Here is a 24,507-nt window from a genome sequence, read left to right on the forward strand (position 1 = left end):
CTATTCATAGTGTAAAATGAAAGCAATTGTAACTAGGGTATTTGATATTAGATAATGACAAAAAATAGAAAGCACTAGTAACTGCCTTTTTACTCACAAACTCTGTTATTTAGCGGGTAAATGTGTAAAATCGAATCTTCTTTTTTATACCGAAATTTAGAGTACAAGTAGGTTATCTATGACAGCAACAAATGAATTATTGCAGGATTTAAAAGCTCGTGGGCTTATTGCACAGTGCACAGCAGACGAAGAGTTAGCTGAGCACCTTTCAACAGACTGTCGTACTCTCTATTGCGGTTTCGATCCGACAGCAGACAGTCTACACATTGGTAGCCTAGTGCCTTTGCTAGTTCTTAAGCGTTTTCAACAAGCGGGTCATAAACCATTAGCGCTTGTTGGTGGTGCAACTGGCCTAATTGGCGATCCAAGCTTTAAAGCGGCTGAGCGTCAATTAAATACATCTGATGTTGTTGGTGATTGGGTTAATAAAATTCACGCTCAAGTGTCTGCATTTGTTGATTTTAATGAATCAAAAAATGGCGCAGAAGTGGTGAATAACCTAGATTGGATCGGTGAAATCAATGTAATCGAATTCATGCGTGACATTGGTAAGCATTTCAGTGTAAACGCAATGATTCAAAAAGAATCAGTAAAACAGCGTATCGATCGTGAAGGATCTGGTATTTCATTTACTGAGTTCAGCTACATGCTTCTTCAATCGTATGACTTTGCTGCATTAAACAAAGCTAAAGAGTGTACGCTTCAAATCGGTGGTTCTGATCAGTGGGGTAATATCACTGGCGGTATCGATCTGACTCGCCGTATGAACCGTAATAAAGTATTTGGTCTAACGTTACCGTTAGTAACTAAATCAGATGGTACTAAATTTGGTAAAACGGAATCAGGTACAATTTGGTTAGACCCAAGCAAAACGTCACCATACGCATTCTTCCAATTCTGGTTGGGAACAGCAGATGCTGATGTATATGATTTCTTACGTTTCTTCACATTCTTATCTGTTGATGAGATTGCTGCTATTGAAGAGAGTGACAAAAGTGTACAAGGTCGTCCTGCAGGCCAAGGTGTACTAGCTAAAGAAGTAACTCGCTTAGTGCATGGTGAAGAAGGCTTAGCATCTTCTGAGCGCATTACAGCCGCGTTATTCTCTGGTGACTTAGCCTCTCTAACTGAAACCGATTTAGCACAATTAGCACAAGATGGTCTACCAACGACTGAACTTGAGGCTTCTGAGCAAACTATCGTTGAAGTACTAACTCAATCTGAACTAGCAAAATCAAATAAGATGGCGCGTGAATTTATTGGTAACGGTGCGGTTTCAGTGAATGGTGAAAAAGTTGCTGATGCTGAAGTGATTCTGAAAAAAGAAGACGCATTATTCGGTAAGTACAGCGTGATTAAGCGTGGTAAGAAACTGTTTAACTTATACATCTGGAAATAATATTAGCTTCCGTTGATGAGGTATTTGTCTCTCTTTAATGGGGTGTAGATTATTTATTGTTCAGATAATAAAAAAGCGAACCGACAAGGTTCGCTTTTTTTATGCATGTTAGTTTTTTCTATTTAAGAAAGCGTCTTTAATTAAGAAAGAGTAATTAACGATGCTTTGGTTTATTACGTTTTGGTGCTGAACCGCTTGGCTTATTTGCAGTAGGTTTATTGCTACCAGGTTTGCCATTACCATTTGGTTTGTTGTTTGAATAACCGTTGCGAACCCCATTCTTTTGACCACTAGAGGCTGGTTTATCTGAACCAGAATTTCCTGTACGGTTTTGTTGTTGTCCTTGAGTAGCTGGTTTGCCACTGCGGTTACTATTATTTTGACCACTGCGATTATTGCTAGTACGAGGATCACCATCAAACTGCGCTTGTGTATGCTTAGTTGCAAAGCGTTTTGCACCATGACGACCTGTTTGACGACGTTCGGCTGGTGTTTGTGTATCAATGTCATGTTCAGGCACTAAACAGTGTGGTTTGTCACCAATAAGGTGTTTTTTACCCATATTTGTCAATGCTTCACGGATCATTTTCCAGTTTTTAGGATCATGATAACGCAATAGCCCTTTGTGTAGTCGGCGTTGACGCTCACCTTTAGCAACGGTCACATCTTCACGTTGTTTATATTTAACGCGTTTTAGTGGGTTGGTTTCTGAATAATACATTGACGTTGCATTACACATTGGTGATGGATAGAAGTTTTGAACTTGATCACACTCAAGGTTGTTCTTTTTCAGCCACATCGCTAGATTCAGCATGTCTTCATCTTCTGTGCCCGGGTGAGCAGAGATAAAGTAAGGGATAAGGTATTGTTTCTTACCTGCTTCTTGGCTGTATTTTTCAAACATTGTTTTGAAGCGATCGTATGAACCCATTTCAGGCTTCATCATAAGATCTAATGGGCCTTTTTCAGTATGTTCAGGGGCAATTTTTAAGTAACCACCAACGTGGTGAGTCACTAACTCACGTACGTATTCTGGTGATTCAATCGCTAAGTCGTAACGAACACCAGAGGCAATTAAGACTTTCTTTATGCCTTTTACTTGGCGTGCTTCACGGTACAAATCAATCGTATGTACGTGATCGGTATTTAACTTGTCACAGATTTTAGGGAAGACACAAGAAGGTCGACGACAGGTTGCTTCCGCTTTAGGAATAGAACAGCCTAAGCGATACATGTTTGCTGTTGGGCCACCAAGATCTGAGATTGTGCCAGTAAAACCAGGAACTTTGTCACGAATTTCTTCTAATTCATTAAGAATTGATTTTTTAGAGCGGTTTTGAATAATACGACCTTCGTGTTCTGTAATACTACAGAATGAACAACCACCAAAACAACCACGCATAATGTTGACTGATGTTTTAATCATTTCATACGCAGGGATCTTTGCTTTGTCATACATTGGGTGTGGTACGCGTGCATAAGGGAGATCAAACACAAAATCCATTTCTTCTGTTGTCAGAGGAATTGGCGCTTGGTTTACCCATAACTCACGATCACCATGACGTTGGATTAATGCACGACCAGAATATGGGTTCGTTTCTAAATGCATAATACGACTAGCATGGGCATAAAGAATACGGTCACTGTTTAATTTTTCAAACGGTGGAATGCGAATTGCTGTTGTTTTTGAATCATGGCGAGAAGCGGTTACCGTAATAACTTGTGGTTGCTCTTCTTTTACCTCCGCTTTATTCGTTTCGCATTGCTCTTCTGTCGCGTATGGATTGATAGGCACAAAAGCGGCTTTGCCTGGTTTCTCAATACGAGACGAGTCAATGATCTTAAATCCTTCAGGTTCTGCTGGTAAGTTCACAGCGGTACCACGGATGTTTGTCATTGTTTTCACGTCTTCGCCACTAGCAAGACGGTGAGCAACCTCAACTAATGCACGTTCCGCATTACCAAACAGAAGAATGTCGCCTTTTGCATCAAATAATACAGAACGACGAACCTTGTCAGACCAGTAATCATAATGCGCTAGACGACGAAGACTTGCCTCAATACCACCCAATACGATAGGGGTGTCTTTAAACGCTTCACGACAACGCTGAGAATAGACTAATACTGCACGATCAGGGCGCTTACCGCCTTCATTGTTTGGGGTGTAAGCATCATCGTGACGAAGTTTTTTATCCGAGGTATAACGGTTGATCATGGAATCCATGTTACCCGCAGTGATACCAAAGAATAAGTTTGGTTGACCAAGGGTCATGAACTCGTCTTTGTTTTCCCATTTTGGCTGGGCAATGATACCAACGCGGAAGCCTTGTGCTTCTAGCAAACGTCCGATGATCGCCATACCAAAACTTGGGTGATCCACATACGCATCCCCAGTTACAATGATAATGTCGCAGCTATCCCAACCAAGTTGGTCCATTTCTTTACGAGAAGTAGGAAAGAAAGGGGCTGTTCCATAGCATTCTGCCCAGAATTTCGGGTATTCGTTTATTGGAGTTACGTTGTGCATTAGTTCACCTCAGAATTTGGAGGCAGAATTATACCGATTTGAGAGCGCTTTCACCAGAAAAGAAAACCCCCATTATTATTAAGCGAATTCATATCTTTATGCCATTGAAAAATATAGACGACATAAATAAGTAATAGAAATAGCAGAGATTGATAAAGAGAAAATGATAGTGGTGTCTTTGAGCATGACTTATTTATCCATTAATTTATTTTAGATTGGTATAGATAAGTAATATATAGGTTAGCAAGATGAGTTTAATTAGCAGAGCGTAAATTTTTTGTAATAATATGCCTATTATTTATGAAAAAACGCCAGTAGTTTCAATCTGCTGGCGTTTTATTTATTTCTTTAACTATCTATGCGTACATAGGAACCAATACCATGGTCCCCAAGATTACTGTGATTAGACCACAAATAACAGGAACAGAGGTACGTTTCACTACTTCAAATGGGCTGATTTTAGCCATACCTGATGTCGCAACGATAACACCAGATACCGGTGAAATTGTACGACCAAGGTTAGATGCTTGTAGCATTGGGATGATTAAGAACGCAGGGCTTAAACCCATTTTTTCAGCAAGTTGCGGAGCAAGCTCAACGAATGCATAGAATGGAGCGTTACCAGAACCCGTTGCGATAGCAGCAGCAACCGTTAAACCAGTAAGAAGAAGCATTAAGGCAATACCACCAGCTCCCGCTTTATCGGCTAGGTGTAGAAGGTTATCAATTGCACCAACAGACATTAGGCCTTGTGCAAATACACCAGCAGCAACCAATAGCATTACCACGCCTTTAAATGCATCTGCCATACCTGCATAACAAGATTCTAAATCTTCTAGGGTTGCTCTGCCGTCTAGTTTATTAGTAATAAAGTTAATTACCGCACCAATGAAGATTGAAGCAACAACGATAGTATAGATATCTAAAGACAAGCCAGGGATAGTTTCGCCATTGAAGACAAAAACACCAACGATTGGTAAGAAAGGTAAAATCGCGTAGTAAGAAGGCGCGTTGACTTCCATTGCTGAAATATCAACTTTTTCCATTGGCGTATTTTCTTTCTTATCTAGATATTTATTCCAGAAGAAAGCGGCTGCTGCCATAACAATGATTGCACAAATAGAAACAGGTAAGACTGTTTCAACTGCAAAACTGTGTAGAGGCATACCAGACTTTTCTGCTGCAACAATAACGTCACCAGAAGTAGGAGAAAGAATGATGGCTGCTGGAGATGCACAGACGGCAACTGCTGCTGGACGAGAAATACCCATCGCTGTCATCATAGGGAATAGTGTTGCCATTAACAACACACCTAGACCTGTTGCTGAACTTACAGCAAGAGACATTAAACAAGCAACGATATAAGCCGCTACCAGTAAAACGTAAGGTGATTTAATAAATGCTAATGGTTTAGAAAATTGTTTAACAACCACATTGTTTGCGCCAATGTGAGTCATGTAAGAAGCAAAACCACAAAGTAGCATGATTTGCATTCCTAGGCCGCCCCCACGATACTGAAGCATGTATTTCACGTATTCTAGTGCATCCGTTAATAAGTTACCTGTTGCGGTAACTTTTGCAGGTAAAACCGTGTGACCTAATAAGCCTGCAATAATAAGTAGTGCTAAACCAGCAGTTAGTAGAACACCGGCTGCCTTGTATCCTTTTACGATAAAGTAACCCACCAAAACGGTGATTACCAAACCAATCATTAACTCCAGCATGGAATTTTCCCCTTAAGATTTCAAAAATACAAAAATTGTGTAACTTATATACATATTCTTACACATTTCGTAATAGAAACTTACCTAACTTTTACCTGTAGCACATCTGCTACTTAACCTCATCATGATCTAAAACAAATAAAAAATAATCCTGTTAATAAGATGATGCGTAACTGTTGTTCTTGTTGCTGTAAAAGGATAATAAGTTGGAAAGTGTCACGTGTGTTTTTGAGATATCAATAGAAGTAGATTGTTTTTTAACCGTTACTAGACGAAGTGAAAATTGGGTTTATACTAGCGTCATTCTAATTAGGTGGCGTAACTATGTTTTTTCAAACCTTACAATATATTCTTATTCCAGCACTCTTAGGAGCGCAAATACTATTGACCATAATTTTGCACAAAGGCGATATTTGTCCTGGTCAACGCGGGCGTATTCATAAATGGTTGCCAGTGTTCATTCTTGGCTGGTGTATTATTGCCGGTGTAGGTATGACTTACGCTTCTATATTTGCCATTAATTTTGTTCCAGCGCTTGCCATTGCCGGTTTTTATCTAAGTGTTAAAACAGGGAAAACTCGTGATAAAGGCCCGTTAATTGTGATGGCATTAGCGAATGGTTTTGCGGCGGCAAGCTTTGTTAATTTAGCCTTGGGCTCAGGTTCATTTACGCAGTTATTTTTTGCAGCGACAGGCCCATTCTTATTTGGGGCGTTATTAACACACCTTCTTTTGACCTTAGCGCGAACTCGCTTGCAGGCATTTCATAAACTATTACCGATCAGTGGCATTGTTAGTGGGATTGTCATGTCGGTTATTTTGTTGTGTCAGACTCTCAGTGTCCATGAGATATTTTTGGATAAGATGGCAGTTAAGTTAGGTATAGCATTAGGACTGATGTTACTAAGTATTGGTTTGTGGAGTGTTCACTTATTCAAACAACAAGCGGTGAAGTGGAAAATGCTAGCCGTAGCAAGTGTAGTTATGGCTATTTCTGGTTATTATCAATTTCAGTTGTTTTTTGTGATGTAGGGCACGCATTGCTTTCAAAAACTGATCTAATCTAAGTATGTCTCTTACAGCAACATGGAGGGTGAAGATTGGATTTAAGTAATGCTCACGGACTAGAAAGTGGAATTCTACTCGGCATCATTAATGAAAAATTGCGATTGGAATGTCACAGTCTAGAAGAATTGTCCAGCGTGTATGAGCTTGATACACAAGGAGTTCAAGACAAGCTCAGTGGCTTGGGTTATCAATATGACCCATTAACGAATCAATTTAAGAATACGTAATTTTTAACCAATATTTAAATGCTACATACCTCGATTTAAGTCATTTTAATACCATCTAAATGACTCTGGCTCTGCTGTTTCGCAGTAGAGAAAAACGCTTGTAAATATTTTTTATCATGTTCGCTGTCTCTAACGGCAGCGAACAATCTTCTCCACAATCCTTTCCCTAATGGTTTACTCTCAATTAATCCTTGTCGTGAAAACTCACTGATTGCCCAGTTAGGCAGTGCCGCCACACCTAAACCCGCCGAGACCATCTGTATCAACATTAATGTATTTTCAGCTTTTTTCCATTTAGCTGGCTCAACATTGTTTGGCGATAGAAAATATTTTACGACATCCAAACGTTGTTTTTGTACAGGATAAGTCAGCATGGTTTGATCGAGTAAATCTTCGGGTTCGATATATTCTTTATTGGCAAGAGGGTGGTTAGTTGCCATAACAAGGCGCATTTCGAAATCAAATAAAGGCTCATAATGAACCTCTCCACGAGGTTGAATATCTGATGTTATTACTAAATCAAGATCGCCATTGACTAATGCAGGTAAAGGCTCAAAACCAAAGCCGGATGAAAAATCCAGTTCCACCTCAGGCCAGCTCACTTGATACTCTTTAATTGCAGGCATTAACCACTGAAAACAAGAGTGACATTCAATCGCCATGTGCAATCGGCCGTGTAAATCTTCTTTCAAACTCGCAATATCATATTCCGCGCGAGTCATTTTTGGTAAAACATCATCAGCCAGCTTTAATAAGATCTCACCTTCTGAGGTGAATTTTACAGGGCGAGTTTTACGTAAAAAAACATGACTGCCAAGACGGGTTTCAAAGTCTTTTAACTGATGAGAGAGGGCTGATTGAGTAAGATGCAGAGCATTAGCAGTGGCTGTTAATGAGCCAGTATCACGCAGTGTGATTAAGGTTTTTAGATGTTTTAATTCAATCATTATTATTCCTCAAGTTCCGTTTGAGTTGGTTTATCTCTCTTCACAGTAAAGTGAAAAAGAAGCAAAGTAAACATCTAGATGGCTAAATAAAATTAATCCATTTAAATTAAGAGAAAACTTAGTTGAAATAAATTCATAATCAAAGTGAAGTATTCGACGTTGTAGATAGTTATAAAAAGCGCCATTATTTAGCCATCCAAACGGCTAAGGGAATTAAATCAATGACAACAGAATTAAACAATACAGTAGGAAAAACAGTAACTCATATTTTAGGCTATCCACGAGTAGGTGCTCAACGAGAGTTGAAATTTGCACAAGAAAAGTACTGGCGTGGCGAGATTGAACAAAAAGAATTATTAGTAGTAGGTAGCGAGCTTCGTCAGCGTCACTGGAAAGATCAATCAGCATCAGGATTAGATTTTGTTACCGCGGGTGATTTTGCTTGGTACGATCATGTATTAACAACCAGCCTTCTTTTAGGTCATGTACCTGCTCGTCATAATAAAGGTTTCCCTGATTTAGACACGCTATTTAAAGTGGGTCGTGGTCAATCACAAAACAGTTGTGGCTGTGGTGAAGCGGCATCAGACATGACTAAGTGGTTTAATACTAATTATCATTATATCGTGCCGGAATTTTCTAAAGACGATAAATTTAACGTTAGTTGGTCACAGCTGTTTGATGAAATTGCAGAAGCGCAAAAGCAGGGGCATACCGTTAAACCAGTACTTCTTGGCCCATTAAGTTATTTGTGGCTAGGCAAAGAAGTGAATGATGAAGAAGTTGAGCAAGGGTTTGATCGTTTAGCGCTTCTCCCTCGTTTATTAACCGCTTATCAGGCTATTTTTTCGAAGTTATCTGCGCTTGGTGTTGAATGGGTACAAATTGATGAGCCAATTTTAGCGCTTGAGTTACCCAAAGCATGGGCAAATTCATTTAAATTGGCTTATCAAGTGATTCAAAGTGATGTGAAGTTACTATTAACAACCTATTTTGATGGCGTCGAACATCATTTAGATAAGATCACCGAATTAGCAGTAAATGGTTTACATATTGATATATCAGCAGATCCTAAACAACTAGAAACCGTTGTAAATGCATTACCAAAAGAGTGGGTATTGTCTGTTGGTGCGATAAATGGTCGTAATGTATGGCGTGCAGATTTAGAGCGTTTGCATGAAAAATTACAACCAGTTAAAGCAAAACTGGGTGATAAATTATGGATTGCAAGTTCATGTTCGTTATTGCATAGCCCTGTAGATTTAGAGCAAGAAACAGAATTATCACAAGAAACAACTCAATGGTTTGCCTTTGCAAAACAAAAGTTAAAAGAAGTGACTTTGTTAGGTGGGGCACTGGATGGAAATCAAAATGCAATTTTAGCGTGTCATCAATACAGTCAACCACTGCGTGAGCGTGAGACGGCAGAGCACATTAATAAGCCAGCGGTACAGCAACGTTTAGCGGCTATCACTCCTGCGTTAGCAGAACGAGCGGAAGCGTATCCAGTCCGTGCACAACACCAAGCTGAAAAATTAGGGTTACCATTACTGCCAACAACAACAATTGGTTCATTCCCACAAACCTCTGATATTCGTCAACAGCGTAGTGCGTATCGTGCAGGTAAATTGAATGAACAAGATTATGTCGCTGCAATGAAAGGGCATATTGCCGATGCAGTCGAGCGTCAAGAGCGTTTAGATTTGGATGTGTTGGTACATGGTGAAGCTGAGCGTAATGACATGGTCGAATATTTTGCGGAGAACCTGAATGGCTTTCAAGCAACACGATTTGGTTGGGTTCAAAGTTATGGCTCTCGTTGTGTTAAACCGGCTATCGTGGTGGCAGATATTGAGCGTGAAGCACCAATTACAGTCGATTGGACTCAGTACGCACAATCTCTAACAACCAAACAAATGAAGGGGATGCTAACAGGCCCAGTAACCATTCTTAGTTGGACGTTCCCACGAGAAGAAATCACTCGTAAAGAAATTGCACAACAATTAGCGTTGGTATTACGTGATGAGGTCTCTGATCTTCAGCAAGCGGGCATTAATATTATTCAAATTGATGAGCCAGCCATTCGTGAAGGGCTACCGATTAAAAAGAGCGATCAAAAAGCGTATTTAGATTGGGCAGTAGAAGCGTTTAAGATCTCGGCAGCCAGTGCAAAATCAGAAACACAAATTCATACACACATGTGTTATAGCGAGTTTAATGAGATTATCGAATCAGTTGCTGCATTAGATGCAGATGTGATCACCATTGAAACGTCTCGTTCAAATATGGAACTGCTGAAAGCGTTTGAAGATTTCAATTATCCAAATGAGATTGGACCTGGTGTTTATGATATTCACTCGCCAAACATTCCAAGTGAAGAATGGATTGTTGATTTAATTGAAACCGCCGCCGCGAAAGTTCCTGTAGAGCGTTTATGGGTTAACCCAGATTGTGGTCTTAAAACTCGTAACTGGAAAGAGACAGAAGCCGCATTAGAGAACATGGTAAAAGCAGCGAAAATATTGCGTCAGAAATGGCAAGTTAATGCAGCATAGATTGGAATAACGAATACGATTAGCGTTCATTTACGTGAAACCAAATAAAAGCGAAATCCTTTCATTCAGGGATTTCGCTTTTTTATTTGCTGTTTTGCTTAACGGGTGGTTACCCAAAGGGCGTGGATCATACCTGGAACCCAGAAGAAAATAGTCAATATGATATTAATCAAAAGATCTTTTCCAATGCCTTTATCAAAGAAAACACCTAGAGGTGGAAGTAATACACACAAAATAATTAGTACAAGCTTGTTCATATAATCTCTCTTTAAACTATGTTTACCATTATTAATAAGTACTAGATGAGCGACCATTGGTCAACTACTTACTTGAATTGGTATTATGAAATCGCATGAGTATTACAAGCGCTTCTTTGATTTAAGAGTAAGGTATTGATCTGGGCGTTGTCGACGGGTTTTGAAAAGTAATACCCTTGGTATTTATCACACCCTTCTATTTCCAATATATTAAGCTGATCTTTATCTTCAATACCTTCTGCTGTGATTGTGATACCTAAATTATGGCCAAGTTGGATAATAGTTCGAACTATCATGTGATCTTTTTCGTTCGTCGCACAATCATCAATAAAGGATTTATCTATTTTGATGATATCAATAGGTAACTGTTTTAAATAACGAAGAGAAGAGTAGTCGATACCGAAGTCGTCAATGGCAATTTGTACGCCTAGTTCCCGTAATTGAGTGCACTGTTGGATCACTTTTTCTGGTTGTTTCATTAGTGCCGTTTCTGTGATTTCAAGTTGCAGATATTGTGCGTCGAGGCCTGAGCAATTCAGAGCGTTACGTACCGTTCCGACAATATCATCATGGGATAATTGAACGATGGAAACATTGACAGAGATGGAAATAGGCGTGCCATTGTCACACCAAATTTTTCCTTGATTACAAGCTTCGTTTAGCACCCATTTCCCAACTTCTATTATATGGTGGTTTTTTTCTGCAATGGAAATAAATTCTAATGGGGAGATTAATCCAAGGGTAGGGTGTTCCCATCGAATTAATGCTTCTACGCCAGAGATAGTATTTGTTGGTATTACAATTTTAGGTTGATAAAGAAGATAGAACTGCTGCTCTTTTAAAGCAATAGATAGATCTTTTTCAAGTTTGTAATATCTGAATGTCTCTTGCATTAATGTCTGATTAAACCACTGAGCGTTATTTTTACCCTGTTGTTTTGCTTCATACATTGCTATATCAGTATTACGGCACCAAAGGTCTGTGAGGTTAGAGCAATCATTGTATAACGATGCACCAATACTCGTCGTAAGGGAGTAGTGAGATTTTAGGTTTTCATAAGGTTCTTTTGAAAAAGTCAAAATAGTATGAATAAGAGCGTTGGTGGCTAATTCGATATTATGGTGCTTAATAATTACGGTAAATTCATCACCACCAATACGATATACAGACACATTATCCTTTTCTATGGTTTTTAAACGTTTGGAAAAATCGACCAAAACTAAATCACCAATATGATGACCTAGATTGTCATTTATTTGTTTAAATCCATCTAAATCAATTTGGATTAATGAGAATTGTTGTGGTGTATTTTGTATTCTTATCTTTTCCAAATCTGCATAGAATCGCTTTCTATTATTTAATTGAGTTAAAAAATCGGTCAAACTGTCTTTTTTATATTCAATTACTTTTGTTTTTAATTTCTGTTGATAAAATGCCATAGCAGAAGCAAAACCTGAAATTGCAAGTAGTTCAAGTGAATCTTCAATGAACTCTTCTAATATAAGGAAATCAGATAATTGCATATTTAAAGAATAAGAGAATAGTAAGCCAACCGCAGAGGCGACAGGCCATAATGAACCAGGGTAAAGAATAATATAAGTAAGGGGAACGGTAATAAAAGGTTCTTCAACAGCATCCATATTAATAGGTTCAATAATATTACCAATAATAATGACAAGAAAAGAAAGAATGGTTGAATAGTAGGCAATTCGTTTGTTTGGATGAAAACGAGCCAATAACATAAAGAATGGATAGCTTAGATAGAAGTAAGTACCAATATGGTGCTCAGCTAAAAGAGTGCCACTGATAATAAAGATGGCAAAAAAATAGAAAGAATTTTTCCAAAAATGAAAATCTTGTAGTTTGTCCCAAATATAATTCATGGTTTAATTATTCTGCTCTTTGAATTTAATGATAATATCATTAAATAGCTATTATTCAATAACTTAAATTTTCTGAAGTGTATGTGTTGGTTTTTATGATTAAAGATGTCTATTTATGATAGGTATCATTAAATATCTGAGCTATAGTTATTTCTAATATATAGAATAGATATTTCGATGTAACCTGTTAATCATATCTTATGTGGGTCAATAATTCAGCTAAGTATAAAAAATGACGGAGTGTTTAATACAAGGACAAAGAAAAATGCTTGTATGTCAGGTTTTTGTTCGACTACTTCTTTGTGAGTATTCATTGGCGATGTAGGGTGGTATAGTCTACGTTATGTGTCTTTTCTAATTAAAGTAGAGCGAATGTCTAATTCTTTGTTATTTCATAGAACCTATGAACATGAATCAAGCGCCAAATGGGTTGTGTTTGTTCATGGTGCTGGTGGAAGTTCGACAACGTGGTTTAAGCAAGTTGCTGCTTTTAGAAAGAACTTCAATGTTTTACTTATTGATTTACGTGGGCATGGGCGTTCAAACCATTTCTCTCAAATTAAAGAGTTCATTAATAAGCAGTACTCTTTTAAAGTCGTAAGCCAAGATATTATTGATGTGCTTGATCATTTAAATATTAAATCAGCCCACTTTGTTGGAATGTCTCTTGGTACGATCATCATTCGTAATTTAGCTGAGTTGGCGCAAGATAGAGTAAGCTCTATGGTCTTAGCTGGTGCGATTACTCGTTTTAATTTCCGATCTCAGTTTTTGATTAAAATGGGTGATATGACGAAAAATATCATGCCTTACATGTGGCTGTATAAATTATTTTCGTATGTCGTTATGCCACAGAAAAGTCAGAAAGAGTCTCGTCATATTTTCACTAGAGAAGCGAAAAAACTGTGTCAGAAAGAGTTTAAACGCTGGTTTAAATTGGCGGCTGATGTGAACCCATTGATGCGTTATTTCAAAGATAAAGAATTAGCTATTCCAACACTGTATGTGATGGGAGCAAATGATTATTTATTTATGAAGCCGGTAGAAGAAATGGTTGCAGTGCATAAATACAGTCAGTTATTACAGATCCCTGAATGCGGGCATGTGTGCAATATTGACAGGCCAAAAGAGTTTAATAAATACGCTATTGATTTTATTGCAGCTCAATAAAAATAAGAATTGAATATAAATCGGCGATCATCATGATCGCCGTTTTTGTTTAGCTATTATTTTGAAAATTAAAGAATAACGGTTTTATTGCCATAGACAAAAACATGGTCATTTAACACTTTAGATAGTGCTTTGCTTAGTACTGACTTCTCAACATCACGTCCCGCCATTGCCATGTCTTCAGCACTAAAGTTATGATCAATAGGGATCACATCTTGTTTGATGATCGGACCTTCATCTAAATTGTTAGTCACAAAGTGTGCCGTAGCGCCAATGATTTTTACGCCACGATCATAAGCTTGCTGATAAGGTTTCGCACCAATGAATGCAGGCAAGAAACTATGGTGGATATTGATGATTCGTTTTGGAAATTGATCGACAAATTCAGGTGTTAGTACACGCATGTATTTTGCTAATACGATATATTCAGGTTCGTATGAATGGATGATACTAAGCATCTTATCTTCATGCTCATCGCGGGATAAACCTTCATGAGACACATAATGGAAAGGAATATCAAACTTTTCAATCAATCCGCCTAGCGTGTCATGGTTACCAATTACTGCGGCAATGTCGATATTCATCGCACCAGAATAGGCTTTGATTAAGATATCACCAATACAGTGTGCTTCTTTAGTCACAAGAATTACGACTTTCTTGCAAGGTTCAGAGACTAACTTACGATGGCTGCCTTTTGGTAAAGCTTGGTCAATATCAAGTAAGAAGGTTTCGTTATTAAAAATCCCTTCTAACTCAGTTCTCATAAAAAACTGACCCGTTACGTTATCAACATACTCATTGTTATGAATGATATTGAGTTGATGTTTGTAACAAATATTGGTTATTTTCGCTATTAGCCCACGAGAATCAGGGCAATCCGTTAGTAATATTTTCTTTTCCATTTTATCTCTCGTGTTTACAAAGTATGGTCTATAAATTTGATATACCTATGTTTGTACCGACAAAAGAAGAGCACGTAAAGTGTTTTTCACTCTATGAAATCAAAAATATAAATAATAGATTCAATCCAAGTACTTGGAGAAATCCGCTGCATAATAAACAATGGTCGAGAAACTTAACGTTTAGTTTCTTTGAAAATCTTGGCATAATCCCAGTCTTATTTTTAAATTACGATGAATGTAGGTTGATATGATTGCCAAGATTTTTTCTTCTTCAGGCGCGTTAGGTAAAGCCATTCCTGGTTTTCAGCCTCGTCAACCTCAGCTTGATATGGCTCATGCGGTTCATGATGCCATTAAGAATGGAACGCAGCTTGTCGTTGAAGCAGGCACTGGTACGGGTAAAACCTTTGCTTATCTTGTACCTGCATTAATCAGTGGTAAAAAAACCATTATCAGTACAGGGTCGAAAAACCTACAAGAGCAGCTGTTCCATCGTGATTTACCTTTAATGACGTCGTCCTTAGGCTTTTATGGCCAAGTTGCTTTATTGAAAGGACGTTCAAATTATCTTTGCCCTGAACGGTTAAACCAGCAGTTGGTTGAAAGCCATACCCCACAATCTGATCCTGAATTACTAACTCAATTAGTTAAGGTTCGCTCTTGGTCATCAGAAACCAAAACCGGTGATTTAGGTGATTGCACAGCAATTGCAGAAGATAGCCCAATAATCCCTTCAATAACCTCTACCAATGACAATTGTTTAGGTAAAGATTGTCCAAGCTTTGATGAGTGTTTTGTGGTGAAGGCACGTAAAAAAGCGATGGATGCAAATGTTGTTGTGGTTAACCATCATTTATTTCTTGCTGATTTAGCGATTAAAGAAACAGGCTTTGGTGAGTTAATACCTGAGGCTGATATTTTTATTTTCGATGAAGCGCATCAGCTTCCAGATATCGCGAGTCAATATTTTGGTCAAAATCTATCTAGTCGCCAGTTAACTGAATTAGCGAAGGACATTGAGATCGGTTATCGCACCGAAGCAAAAGATATGCGTCAGCTACAAAAAGTGGCAGAGCGTTTAGCGGGTTCAGCAATGGATCTTCGTATTATTTTAGGTGATACAAGTTTTCGTGGGAATTGGCGAGAGGCGATTAAATCACAAGCGGTTCAACGTGAAATTGTCCGAATTAATGATGCGTTTGAGCTGGCTCATGATGTATTGAAATTAGCGTTAGGTCGTAGTCAGTTATTAGATGCGGCGTTTGATCGTTGCGCATTATTAAAAAATCGTTTAGAACGCGTGTGCGATACGACTATTGGTGGGTATTCTTATTGGTATGAATGTACCCCTCGCCATTTTAGTTTGAACATCACCCCATTATCTGTGGCGGATAAATTCAAAGAACAAGTGGCAGATAAAGAAGGTGCTTGGATTTTTACCTCTGCAACGTTAGCGGTAAATGATGATTTCTCTCATTTTACTCAACGTTTGGGATTAGAGCCGACTAAGCAGTTTTCTCTTCCAAGCCCTTTTGATTATAAAACTCAAGCCTTATTGTGCGTCCCTCGATTTTTACCAGAACCAAATAGCTATGGTATTGCCGATAAGTTAGTGGAATTATTACGACCTGTGATTAAGCAAAATAATGGTCGCTGTTTTTTCTTGTGTACTTCGCATCAGATGATGCGTGAGTTAGCTGAGCAATTTAGAGAAACGCTTGATTTGCCAGTACTTGTGCAAGGAGAGACCACTAAGCAGAAATTGTTGTCTGAATTTATGGAATTAGGCAATGCATTATTAGTGGCAACAGGGGCATTTTGGGAAGGTATCGATGTTAGAGGTGATGCCTTAAGCTGTGTTATCATTGATAAACTTCCTTTTACTGCGCCGGATGATCCGCTGTTAAAGGCGCGTATTGAAGATTGCCAGCTAAGTGGGGGGGATGCCTTCTCACAAGTACAAATTCCAGACGCTGTGATTACCTTGAAGCAAGGAGTAGGTCGTCTTATTCGAGATACTAAAGATAAAGGGGTATTGGTTATTTGTGATAATCGTTTAGTGACAAGACCTTATGGTTCCACGTTTTTACAAAGTTTACCACCGATACCACGAACACGAGATTTACGTAATGTGTCTGAGTTTTTGGCAAAAGCCAATCAGACCAGTGAAAATGAATCAGAAAAACAAGAAGCTATTTTAGAGAATTGAGGCATTAATGAGCGCAAATATTTTAGCGGTAGATACCGCCACTGAAAACTGTTCTGTCACATTGGTTGTTGACGGAAAAGTATATTCTCGACGTGCAGTGGCACCGCGTGAACACACTATTAAAGTTCTTCCTTTTGTTGATGAAGTACTAAAAGAAGCGGGTGTGCGTTTACAAGATTTAGACGCCTTAGCATTTGGTCAAGGTCCGGGTAGTTTTACTGGCGTTCGTATTGGTATTGGTATCGCTCAAGGTTTAGCATTTGGTGCCGATTTACCTATGATAGGTATTTCAACATTAGAAGCAATGGCGCAGGCGGGTTACCGTTTAAATGGTGCAACACAAGTTGCAGCGGCGATTGATGCCCGTATGGGTGAAGTATATTTCGGTATGTATCAGCGTAATGATGATGCTACATGGACTTATAATGTTGCTGAAAGCGTGTTTAAACCAGACGCATTGTTAACGTATTTACCAGAGCAATCAGGTGAGTGGTTAACCGTAGGGACTGGTTGGGATGCATACACTGAAGGTCTAGCTGAGCTGCCTTTAGATCGTAAAGCATCAGAGGTACTGTATCCTGATGCAGAAGATATTGCATTCTTAGCGCAGCAAAAATTTGAACAAGGGTTAGCTTTACCTGTAGAGGAGTCTACCCCTGTTTATGTTCGTGATACGGTGACTTGGAAAAAGCTTCCTGGTCGTGAATAATAGATAAATGAATGGGGACGTTGTTCCCCGTTTTTTGATAAATAAAGAAAGGTCACTATGGTATCAATTCATGGGCTACCGCCAGCATTAGTACAGAATCAAAAAGTACAAAAGCAGCAAGCCGTTGGAAAGAAAAATCAAATTAATAAAGCCAGTGGCAGTAAAGCCATGGTTGCTCAACCTTCCAAAGTGGCGACTGCGATAACCAATCAAGTAAGGCAACTGAACGCATCTGAATACGCTAATTCCCGTATTAATTATGATTTACCCGAAGGTGGGAATCGTAAAGCGATGGAAGAGTATATGGATATTATGTTGCAAAAACGCAGAGAGGAACTTGCTCAACTCGTTGGTGTTGATCTGTATATCTAAAAATCAAATTAAGGATATTTATGAAATCTTCATTATTGTTTTTTTGCGTTTTATTTCTTGCAGGTTGCAGCTCTCTTCCTAAAGAGTTAGCGTCATCCCAAGCTAATACGCTAATTAAGTATGATGCGTTTGTTATTGCAGCTCAAAACGATGAAAACGCAGAAATTCGCTTAGGCGGGGTTATCGCCCGTATTGATAACCTAAAAGACACGACACGTATTGAAATCGTTAACCTTCCTATCTCTTCATCAGGTAAGCCTGATCTCTCTCAAGAGCCTAATGGACGTTTTGTTGTTTATCTTAATGGCTTTATCGATCCTGTGACTTATTCTGTTGGTCGATTAATGACTGTTTTAGGACAGTCGACGGGTATCGAAGAAGCGAATGTTGGAGAGTTTTTGTATCCATTTCCGGTGATAAAAGCGTCAGCTTTGCATTTATGGCAAATTCAAGAATATGTAATTAGTAATGACATAAACATGAGTTATATGCCTTGTGCCGGTGCTCGCTGTCTTCACCAGCGTAGTATTGAAAGTCGTCGTGGTAAAGTCGTACAAGAAGTGAAATAGTTATTATGCTCTCATTTCAAGAGTCTACTTTTTTATTGCATCACGGCTCATTGGCTGTAATGGAAATTAGGCCGAAAGAAATACATCAAACATTGGTGTTTTTGCATGGTTGGCAAGATAATGCAGCAACGTTTAAAACTACTATGGAAGCGTATGCGAAACACCACCCTTACCACCATTTAATTGCTGTAGATTGGTTTGGTCATGGGTTATCTGATCATAAAGGCGATGATAATTTTTATCACTTCTTTGATTATATTGATGATCTTCACCAAATTATTTTGCACACTAAATTAGAAAAAGTGGTTTTAATCGGACACTCTTTAGGGGCGTTAATTGCCAGTGCTTACTGTGCAGTTTTTCCTGAAAAAGTATCTGCATTGATGATGATTGAAGCATTGGGTCCATTGAGTGAAGAAGAGGATGAGATCACCAATAGGCTTCGTCAAGGGATTTTAAGTCGTCAGCGTTATCGTAATAAACCTCAGCGAACGTTAAAAGATAAACAAGCAGCTGTTGAATTGAGATCGAAAGTTAATCGACTTCCTGAGCACCTTATTGAGCCTATGGTACTTCGTTCATTAGCATCAAAAGATAATTATGTGAAATGGACAACGGATGCAAAAGTAAAATGCGATTCTTTGTATCGAATGAGTGAAGCTCATGCTCTATCATTACTTTCAAAAATAGACTGCCCCGTGATTGCAATTATTGGTAATGAGGGCTATGGCCATTTAAGACAAAAATCTCACCGTTATCGTTATATTTCAGATTTTCAATGTTATCAAATTGAAGGTGGACATCATTGTCATTTAGAATATCCAGAACAAGTAAGTAGTTACATTAGCGATCTTATTAACAAAATAAAAACATAACTGCTTCACATATTTAAAAAAATACCGTGTTTATGGTCAAATAACAATCGAATAGATAATTGATACTAAAATTAGTTGACTATACTTGTAGAGTAAATAGTCTACTCATAAAAGGTGATAATGATCACTGTTTTGAACTGTTGCCAAAAGAGCAATAAGTCGTATATAGAATAGGAGAACAGCGTGGATAAAGTTTGGCTTTCACGTTACCCAGAAGACGTACCAGCAGAAATAAACCCTGATCAATACAGCTCGTTAGTAGATATGTTTGAACAATCGGTTCATAAATATGCAGATCAACCAGCATTTATTAACATGGGTTCAGTAATGACATTTCGTAAGTTAGAAGAGCGCAGTCGTGCTTTTGCTGCTTACTTACAAAATGAATTGAAACTGAAAAAAGGCGATCGAGTTGCTCTAATGATGCCAAATTTACTGCAATACCCAATTGCATTATTTGGTGTGCTGCGTGCAGGTATGGTAGCGGTAAATGTTAACCCACTTTATACTCCGCGTGAGTTAGAGCATCAATTAACAGATTCAGGTGCTGCGGCAATTGTTATTGTGTCAAACTTTGCTAGTACGCTAGAAGAGATTGTGGATAATACGCCAGTAAAACACGTGATTTTAACTAACTTAGGTGAGCAACTTCCTCGTGCAAAAGGCACAATTGTTAACTTCGTTGTTAAGTACGTGAAAAAAATGGTGCCAAAATACGACTTGCCTGATGCGACATCAATGCGTAATGCATTACGTAAAGGCCGTAGAATGCAGTACATCAAGCCATTTATTGATAGTCAAGACTTAGCCTTTCTACAATACACTGGCGGTACGACAGGCGTAGCAAAAGGCGCAATGCTGACTCACCGTAATATGATTGCTAACGTGATGCAAGCGAAAGGAGCTTATGGTCCAGTATTGACGGAAGGCCGTGAGTTAATTGTTACTGCATTACCGCTATATCACGTGTTTGCTCTAACGGTAAACTGCTTACTGTTTGTAGAGATGGGCGGAAGAAACTTATTAATCACTAATCCACGTGATATTCCAGGCTTTATTAAAGAGCTACAGAAATACCCATTTACGGCAATTACGGGTGTTAATACACTGTTTAATGCCCTTGTAAATAACGAAGATTTTCATGAACTAGATTTCAGTAATCTTCGTTTATCTGTGGGGGGGGGTATGGCTGTGCAACGTATCGTTGCTGAAAAATGGCAGCAGCATACAGGCTGTTACTTACTTGAAGGTTATGGTTTAACTGAGTGTTCTCCATTAGTGGCGGCATACCCTCATAATCTAACCTCATACAATGGATCTATTGGTCTACCGGTTCCATCAACTGAAGTTCGTATGGTTGATGATGAAGGAAACGTTGTCGCTAATGATCAAGTAGGCGAGCTTCAAGTTCGTGGTCCACAAGTGATGAAGGGATACTGGAATCGCTCAGAAGCTACTAAAGACATGATCACTGAAGATGGTTGGGTAAGCACGGGTGATATCGTCAAATTTGATGATGAAGGCTTCCTACACATTGTTGATCGCAAAAAAGACATGATTTTAGTGTCTGGTTTTAACGTATACCCAAATGAGATTGAAGATGTTGTTGCTCTACACGGTAAAGTGTTAGAAGTTGCTGCGGTAGGTAAACCACATCCAACATCGGGTGAAGTGGTTCGAATTTGTGTTGTTAAGCGTGATCCAAGTCTAACTAAAGATGAACTTATTGCTCACTGTCGTAAGCATTTAACCGGTTATAAAATTCCTCGTATTGTTGAGTTTAGAGATGATCTTCCAAAAACAAACGTAGGTAAAATTTTGCGTCGTGAACTGCGTGATGAATATAAAGCAGAAGAAAGCGCATAATTTGGTTACACTATAAAAATACGATAATGCCAGCCTCGTTGCTGGCATTATTTTTATAATTACAAAATATAGAGACAAGATAGCTTAGTTTTTCTTAAGGTTAAGCTATCTTGCCTTAGTATCCGTTTTTAAGGAAAAAAAGTGGAATTTGAAATAGTTACCTGCAGTCAGCGTTTAGCTGAAATCTGCCAGCAAGCAAGTAATAAACCTTTTTTAATGTTAGATACTGAGTTTGTACGTACAAGAACTTTGTATGCACGTTTAGGCTTGATCCAAATGTTTGATGGTGAAACCTTAGCGTTAGTTGATCCTGTTGAAATTGATGATTTAACTCCTCTTTGGAATGTATTGAAGGACGAGAGTGTTACAAAAGTGCTTCATGCTTGTGGTGAAGATTTAGAAGTATTTCAGCATTATGCGGGTTGTATGCCAACGCCGATGATCGATACTCAAATCATGGCTGCATTTTTAGGCTATGGGTTATCAACGGGGTTTGCCAAACTTGTTTCTGATTACTTAGGAGTAGATCTTGATAAAGGCGAATCTAGAACGGATTGGATGGCTCGACCTTTATCAGATAAGCAACTGAACTATGCCGCCGCCGATGTGCATTATTTATTGCCATTATTTGAAAAGTTACAAGCGGAATTAGCTCAAACTAAATGGGCTGAAGCTGCGTATCAGGAATCAGCACTTGCAATAAAAAAACGCGAGAAGCAACCTGATGCAGAGAAAGCATATCAAGATATTAAAAATGCATGGCAACTAAATCCAAAACAATTAGCTATATTGAAAATGGCTGCAAAATGGCGTTTAGAAGAAGCGAGAAAGCGTGATTTAGCCGTGAACTTCGTAGTACAAGAATTAAACTTATGGAAATTGGCTCGTTTTGGGCTTCGCAGTAAAGAACAAATGCTAAAAGAAGATTTTGATCCAAGAGAAGTGCAGCGTCATGGTGGGAAGTTATTACGCTTTACTTATTTAGCTGACGATCTAGCAGCCGATGAGTACCCTGAGGTCATTACGCGCTTAATGGACTATCCTGCTTACAAACAGATCTTTAAGTTATTAAAAGACGAAGTAAAAGAAGCTTCAGATGAATCTGGTTTAATGCCAGAGTTTTTAGCCTCTAAAAAGCAATTGAATCAGTTATTGTCTTGGAAATGGAAGAAAAATGGCGCACCAGAATGTAAACCTGATGCGATACAAGGTTGGCGTAGCGAGTTATTAGAAGCGCGTTTTATGTCAGTTCTTGATAAATAGAAACACAAAAAAGGTGGCTATCATAGCCACCTTTTTATTGTTCGATACTAATCATGGAGATTAATGGTCATCTTCTGGCAGAGTTACATTCAGTTCTAATACTGATAGGTCTTCTTCTTTTTGTTCAAGAGATACCGTTACCATATCAGGAGTTACGTTTACATATTTACTGATCACTTTAAGAATATCTTCTTTTAGTTGTGGTAAATATGAAGGTGCAGGACCGCCATTACGGCGTTCTGCAACAATAATTTGTAGCCTTTCTTTGGCTATGTTAGCAGTGTCTTTTTTTTGTGGTCTAAAAAACTCAAGCAATGCCATGTTTAACCTCCAAATAATCGTTTAAATATGCCTTTTTTCTCTTCTTCTAAGAAGCGGAATGAAACTTCCTTGCCTAACAGACGGTCAACGGCATCTTGGTATGCAGCACCAGCAGTAGACTCTTCATCAAAAATTACAGGAACGCCCTTATTTGATGCGTTTAGCACTGATTGACTCTCAGGAATTACCCCTAATAGTGGGATGTTCAGGATTTCTTCTACATCACCCACACTTAACATTTCGCCTTGGTTTACACGGGTAGGGCAGTAGCGAGTTAATAGTAGGTGCTGCTTTACTGGTTCTAATGCTTCTTCTGAGCGATGGGATTTAGAATCTAAAATACCAAGGATACGGTCAGAATCTCGAACTGAAGAAACTTCAGGGTTAGTTGTGATGATCGCTTCGTCGGCAAAATATAACGCCATAAGAGCGCCAGCTTCGATGCCTGCCGGTGAATCACAAATAATGAAGTCAAAATTCATTGCGATAAGTTCATCAAGAACGCGACGTACACCGTCTTTAGTTAATGCGTCTTTATCACGAGTTTGAGAAGCAGGTAGGATAAATAGATTTCCTACCCGTTTATCTTTAATTAATGCTTGGTTTAATGTGGCTTCACCATTGATTACATTTACAAAATCATAAACAACGCGACGTTCGCAACCCATGATTAAATCAAGGTTACGTAAACCAATATCAAAATCGATCACTGCGGTTTTCTTGCCAGCCAGCGCAAGACCTGATGCAATAGCAGAACTAGATGTAGTCTTTCCTACACCGCCCTTGCCTGAAGTCACAACGACAATACGTGCCATTTTTATTATTCCTTTTTTGTTGTGCTATAACGTTAGGGTATCGATCTGAATACGGTCTTCGACCATAGTGATCATGACATTTTGATGCCAATACTCTTTGTCAATTTGGTCGCTTAGCCAATAATTACCCGCAATGGAAATTAGTTCAGCTTGTAAGTTCTTACAGAAAACTTTTGCTTCTGTTTGGCCACTTGCTCCAGCAATTGCTCTGCCACGCAAGGTTCCGTGTATATGTATACTGCCATCAGCAATGACTTCAGCACCAGGGCTTACATGATTTAAGATCACAAGGTCAGCATCTTTGGCATACACTTGTTGTCCTGAACGGATAGGGTTTTTTACCACCATCGTAGGCCGCATATTGGCTTTTTGTGTTACTTGTTGGGGCGTAAAAGAGGTCATAACAGCAAAACCAGCTGCTGTCGCCTGAGCCTGTTTGTTTTTATCTTTGCAGCCAGTAATCCCTACCGGGATCATACCAGTGCGCTCGACACCAGATTTTAGCTCAACAAAGTTAATTTCATTTGATACATTTTCAATATTGACAACAACAGGCGCAGAGGCAAAAAAAGAAGGCGCTTGTGCTACTTTTTCTTCTAGCATGCGTAGTGCTTGTTCTATGTCATCATTAGGTAAATGTAATACTGATAGGGTGAAATTACTGCCCTTTAAATCGGCTGTTTTTGTCATACTATTCTGTATCTTGATAAATTTAATACCACAAGTCTGATACCATGTTATAGTCAGTTTAAGTGTACAGCAAGTTATCTTATTGTCTTAAGTGTACTT

At 38.7% G+C, this 24,507-nt stretch carries 21 protein-coding genes; 12 read left to right on the plus strand and 9 right to left on the minus strand.

Going from position 1 to position 24,507, the window contains the following annotated elements; genetic code table 11:
* The first annotated feature begins 178 nt into the window (after positions 1-178).
* On the plus strand, positions 179-1,459 hold the full coding sequence (gene tyrS, locus Q1K78_RS05620; protein ID WP_300175296.1) for a tyrosine--tRNA ligase: 1,281 nt from the start codon (positions 179-181) through the stop codon (positions 1,457-1,459).
* Positions 1,460-1,613: 154 nt separating this feature from the next.
* Here tyrS and Q1K78_RS05625 read toward each other — a convergent pair whose 3' ends face one another.
* Positions 1,614-3,986, minus strand: a complete 2,373-nt coding sequence (locus Q1K78_RS05625) for a YgiQ family radical SAM protein (RefSeq protein WP_300175298.1) — start codon at positions 3,984-3,986, stop codon at positions 1,614-1,616.
* 356 nt (positions 3,987-4,342) lie between these two features.
* Positions 4,343-5,710: an anaerobic C4-dicarboxylate transporter DcuC gene (dcuC, locus tag Q1K78_RS05630; RefSeq protein WP_300175300.1), complete on the minus strand. Its 1,368-nt coding sequence runs from the start codon at positions 5,708-5,710 to the stop codon at positions 4,343-4,345.
* Positions 5,711-6,034: 324 nt separating this feature from the next.
* Here dcuC and Q1K78_RS05635 point away from each other — a divergent pair, with 324 nt between their 5' ends.
* Both Q1K78_RS05635 and Q1K78_RS05640 read left to right on the plus strand, forming a co-directional pair.
* A complete protein-coding gene (locus Q1K78_RS05635) occupies positions 6,035-6,742 on the plus strand; it encodes a hypothetical protein (protein ID WP_300175302.1) in 708 nt (235 codons plus the stop codon).
* Between the two features lie 68 nt (positions 6,743-6,810).
* On the plus strand, positions 6,811-7,005 hold the full coding sequence (locus tag Q1K78_RS05640) for a DUF4250 domain-containing protein (protein WP_060991439.1): 195 nt from the start codon (positions 6,811-6,813) through the stop codon (positions 7,003-7,005).
* A gap of 35 nt (positions 7,006-7,040) precedes the next feature.
* On the opposite strand, the gene Q1K78_RS05645 is transcribed toward Q1K78_RS05640, so the two are convergent.
* On the minus strand, positions 7,041-7,952 hold the full coding sequence (locus tag Q1K78_RS05645) for a LysR substrate-binding domain-containing protein (RefSeq protein WP_300175305.1): 912 nt from the start codon (positions 7,950-7,952) through the stop codon (positions 7,041-7,043).
* A gap of 221 nt (positions 7,953-8,173) precedes the next feature.
* Between Q1K78_RS05645 and metE the strand changes: the two genes are divergently transcribed.
* Positions 8,174-10,507 (plus strand): 5-methyltetrahydropteroyltriglutamate--homocysteine S-methyltransferase, encoded by a 2,334-nt coding sequence (metE, locus tag Q1K78_RS05650; protein WP_300175307.1) that lies wholly within the window; start codon positions 8,174-8,176, stop codon positions 10,505-10,507.
* Between the two features lie 98 nt (positions 10,508-10,605).
* On the opposite strand, the gene Q1K78_RS05655 is transcribed toward metE, so the two are convergent.
* Both Q1K78_RS05655 and Q1K78_RS05660 read right to left on the minus strand, forming a co-directional pair.
* A complete protein-coding gene (locus Q1K78_RS05655) occupies positions 10,606-10,764 on the minus strand; it encodes a YqaE/Pmp3 family membrane protein (protein WP_300175309.1) in 159 nt (52 codons plus the stop codon).
* A gap of 83 nt (positions 10,765-10,847) precedes the next feature.
* On the minus strand, positions 10,848-12,647 hold the full coding sequence (locus Q1K78_RS05660) for a bifunctional diguanylate cyclase/phosphodiesterase (protein ID WP_300175311.1): 1,800 nt from the start codon (positions 12,645-12,647) through the stop codon (positions 10,848-10,850).
* 372 nt (positions 12,648-13,019) lie between these two features.
* Between Q1K78_RS05660 and Q1K78_RS05665 the strand changes: the two genes are divergently transcribed.
* Positions 13,020-13,817 carry an alpha/beta hydrolase gene (locus tag Q1K78_RS05665; protein WP_300175313.1) on the plus strand — a complete coding sequence of 266 codons (798 nt, stop codon included), beginning with the start codon at positions 13,020-13,022 and terminating at the stop codon, positions 13,815-13,817.
* A 68-nt stretch (positions 13,818-13,885) separates the two neighbouring features.
* Here Q1K78_RS05665 and purU read toward each other — a convergent pair whose 3' ends face one another.
* The gene (gene purU / locus Q1K78_RS05670) at positions 13,886-14,719 is read right to left on the minus strand and encodes a formyltetrahydrofolate deformylase (protein ID WP_300175315.1); all 834 of its coding nucleotides are present in this window, start codon (positions 14,717-14,719) and stop codon (positions 13,886-13,888) included.
* 247 nt (positions 14,720-14,966) lie between these two features.
* On the opposite strand from purU, the gene Q1K78_RS05675 reads away from it, so the two are divergent.
* The 7 genes from Q1K78_RS05675 to rnd all read left to right on the plus strand — a co-directional run bounded on the left by Q1K78_RS05675 (position 14,967) and on the right by rnd (position 22,582).
* Complete coding sequence (locus Q1K78_RS05675) at positions 14,967-16,928, plus strand: ATP-dependent DNA helicase (RefSeq protein ID WP_300175317.1); 1,962 nt, start codon at positions 14,967-14,969, stop codon at positions 16,926-16,928.
* A gap of 7 nt (positions 16,929-16,935) precedes the next feature.
* Positions 16,936-17,637 (plus strand): tRNA (adenosine(37)-N6)-threonylcarbamoyltransferase complex dimerization subunit type 1 TsaB, encoded by a 702-nt coding sequence (tsaB, locus tag Q1K78_RS05680; RefSeq protein WP_300175319.1) that lies wholly within the window; start codon positions 16,936-16,938, stop codon positions 17,635-17,637.
* 57 nt (positions 17,638-17,694) lie between these two features.
* Positions 17,695-18,009, plus strand: a complete 315-nt coding sequence (locus Q1K78_RS05685) for a chromosome partitioning protein ParA (RefSeq protein WP_300175321.1) — start codon at positions 17,695-17,697, stop codon at positions 18,007-18,009.
* A gap of 20 nt (positions 18,010-18,029) precedes the next feature.
* Positions 18,030-18,578, plus strand: coding sequence for a Slp family lipoprotein (locus Q1K78_RS05690; RefSeq protein ID WP_300175323.1), 549 nt, complete (start codon positions 18,030-18,032; stop codon positions 18,576-18,578).
* Positions 18,579-18,583: 5 nt separating this feature from the next.
* Entirely contained in the window at positions 18,584-19,453 is an 870-nt protein-coding gene (locus Q1K78_RS05695; RefSeq protein ID WP_300175325.1) for an alpha/beta hydrolase, read from the plus strand.
* Positions 19,454-19,636: 183 nt separating this feature from the next.
* Positions 19,637-21,319, plus strand: coding sequence for a long-chain-fatty-acid--CoA ligase FadD (fadD, locus tag Q1K78_RS05700; RefSeq protein ID WP_300175327.1), 1,683 nt, complete (start codon positions 19,637-19,639; stop codon positions 21,317-21,319).
* A gap of 141 nt (positions 21,320-21,460) precedes the next feature.
* Positions 21,461-22,582 (plus strand): ribonuclease D, encoded by a 1,122-nt coding sequence (gene rnd, locus Q1K78_RS05705; protein WP_300175329.1) that lies wholly within the window; start codon positions 21,461-21,463, stop codon positions 22,580-22,582.
* A gap of 60 nt (positions 22,583-22,642) precedes the next feature.
* Here rnd and minE read toward each other — a convergent pair whose 3' ends face one another.
* The 3 genes from minE to minC are packed head-to-tail and all read right to left on the minus strand — an operon-like array spanning position 22,643 to position 24,408.
* Complete coding sequence (minE, locus tag Q1K78_RS05710; RefSeq protein WP_300175331.1) at positions 22,643-22,903, minus strand: cell division topological specificity factor MinE; 261 nt, start codon at positions 22,901-22,903, stop codon at positions 22,643-22,645.
* Positions 22,904-22,905: 2 nt separating this feature from the next.
* Complete coding sequence (gene minD / locus Q1K78_RS05715) at positions 22,906-23,718, minus strand: septum site-determining protein MinD (RefSeq protein ID WP_300175333.1); 813 nt, start codon at positions 23,716-23,718, stop codon at positions 22,906-22,908.
* A 24-nt stretch (positions 23,719-23,742) separates the two neighbouring features.
* On the minus strand, positions 23,743-24,408 hold the full coding sequence (gene minC, locus Q1K78_RS05720; protein WP_300175335.1) for a septum site-determining protein MinC: 666 nt from the start codon (positions 24,406-24,408) through the stop codon (positions 23,743-23,745).
* Between the last annotated feature and the right edge of the window lie 99 nt (positions 24,409-24,507).

The organism is uncultured Aliivibrio sp. (assembly GCF_946479765.1).
GTDB lineage: Bacteria > Pseudomonadota > Gammaproteobacteria > Enterobacterales > Vibrionaceae > Aliivibrio.

Bases quoted from the DNA above. Each gene is read 5' to 3' on its own strand.
- tyrS (WP_300175296.1), top strand. From the start codon at position 179: ATGACAGCAACAAATGAATTATTGCAGGATTTAAAAGCTCGTGGGCTT.
- Q1K78_RS05625 (WP_300175298.1), bottom strand. From the start codon at position 3,986: ATGCACAACGTAACTCCAATAAACGAATACCCGAAATTCTGGGCAGAA.
- dcuC (WP_300175300.1), bottom strand. From the start codon at position 5,710: ATGCTGGAGTTAATGATTGGTTTGGTAATCACCGTTTTGGTGGGTTAC.
- Q1K78_RS05635 (WP_300175302.1), top strand. From the start codon at position 6,035: ATGTTTTTTCAAACCTTACAATATATTCTTATTCCAGCACTCTTAGGA.
- Q1K78_RS05645 (WP_300175305.1), bottom strand. From the start codon at position 7,952: ATGATTGAATTAAAACATCTAAAAACCTTAATCACACTGCGTGATACT.
- metE (WP_300175307.1), top strand. From the start codon at position 8,174: ATGACAACAGAATTAAACAATACAGTAGGAAAAACAGTAACTCATATT.
- Q1K78_RS05655 (WP_300175309.1), bottom strand. From the start codon at position 10,764: ATGAACAAGCTTGTACTAATTATTTTGTGTGTATTACTTCCACCTCTA.
- Q1K78_RS05660 (WP_300175311.1), bottom strand. From the start codon at position 12,647: ATGAATTATATTTGGGACAAACTACAAGATTTTCATTTTTGGAAAAAT.
- Q1K78_RS05665 (WP_300175313.1), top strand. From the start codon at position 13,020: ATGTCTAATTCTTTGTTATTTCATAGAACCTATGAACATGAATCAAGC.
- purU (WP_300175315.1), bottom strand. From the start codon at position 14,719: ATGGAAAAGAAAATATTACTAACGGATTGCCCTGATTCTCGTGGGCTA.
- Q1K78_RS05675 (WP_300175317.1), top strand. From the start codon at position 14,967: ATGATTGCCAAGATTTTTTCTTCTTCAGGCGCGTTAGGTAAAGCCATT.
- tsaB (WP_300175319.1), top strand. From the start codon at position 16,936: ATGAGCGCAAATATTTTAGCGGTAGATACCGCCACTGAAAACTGTTCT.
- Q1K78_RS05685 (WP_300175321.1), top strand. From the start codon at position 17,695: ATGGTATCAATTCATGGGCTACCGCCAGCATTAGTACAGAATCAAAAA.
- Q1K78_RS05690 (WP_300175323.1), top strand. From the start codon at position 18,030: ATGAAATCTTCATTATTGTTTTTTTGCGTTTTATTTCTTGCAGGTTGC.
- Q1K78_RS05695 (WP_300175325.1), top strand. From the start codon at position 18,584: ATGCTCTCATTTCAAGAGTCTACTTTTTTATTGCATCACGGCTCATTG.
- minE (WP_300175331.1), bottom strand. From the start codon at position 22,903: ATGGCATTGCTTGAGTTTTTTAGACCACAAAAAAAAGACACTGCTAAC.
- minD (WP_300175333.1), bottom strand. From the start codon at position 23,718: ATGGCACGTATTGTCGTTGTGACTTCAGGCAAGGGCGGTGTAGGAAAG.
- minC (WP_300175335.1), bottom strand. From the start codon at position 24,408: ATGACAAAAACAGCCGATTTAAAGGGCAGTAATTTCACCCTATCAGTA.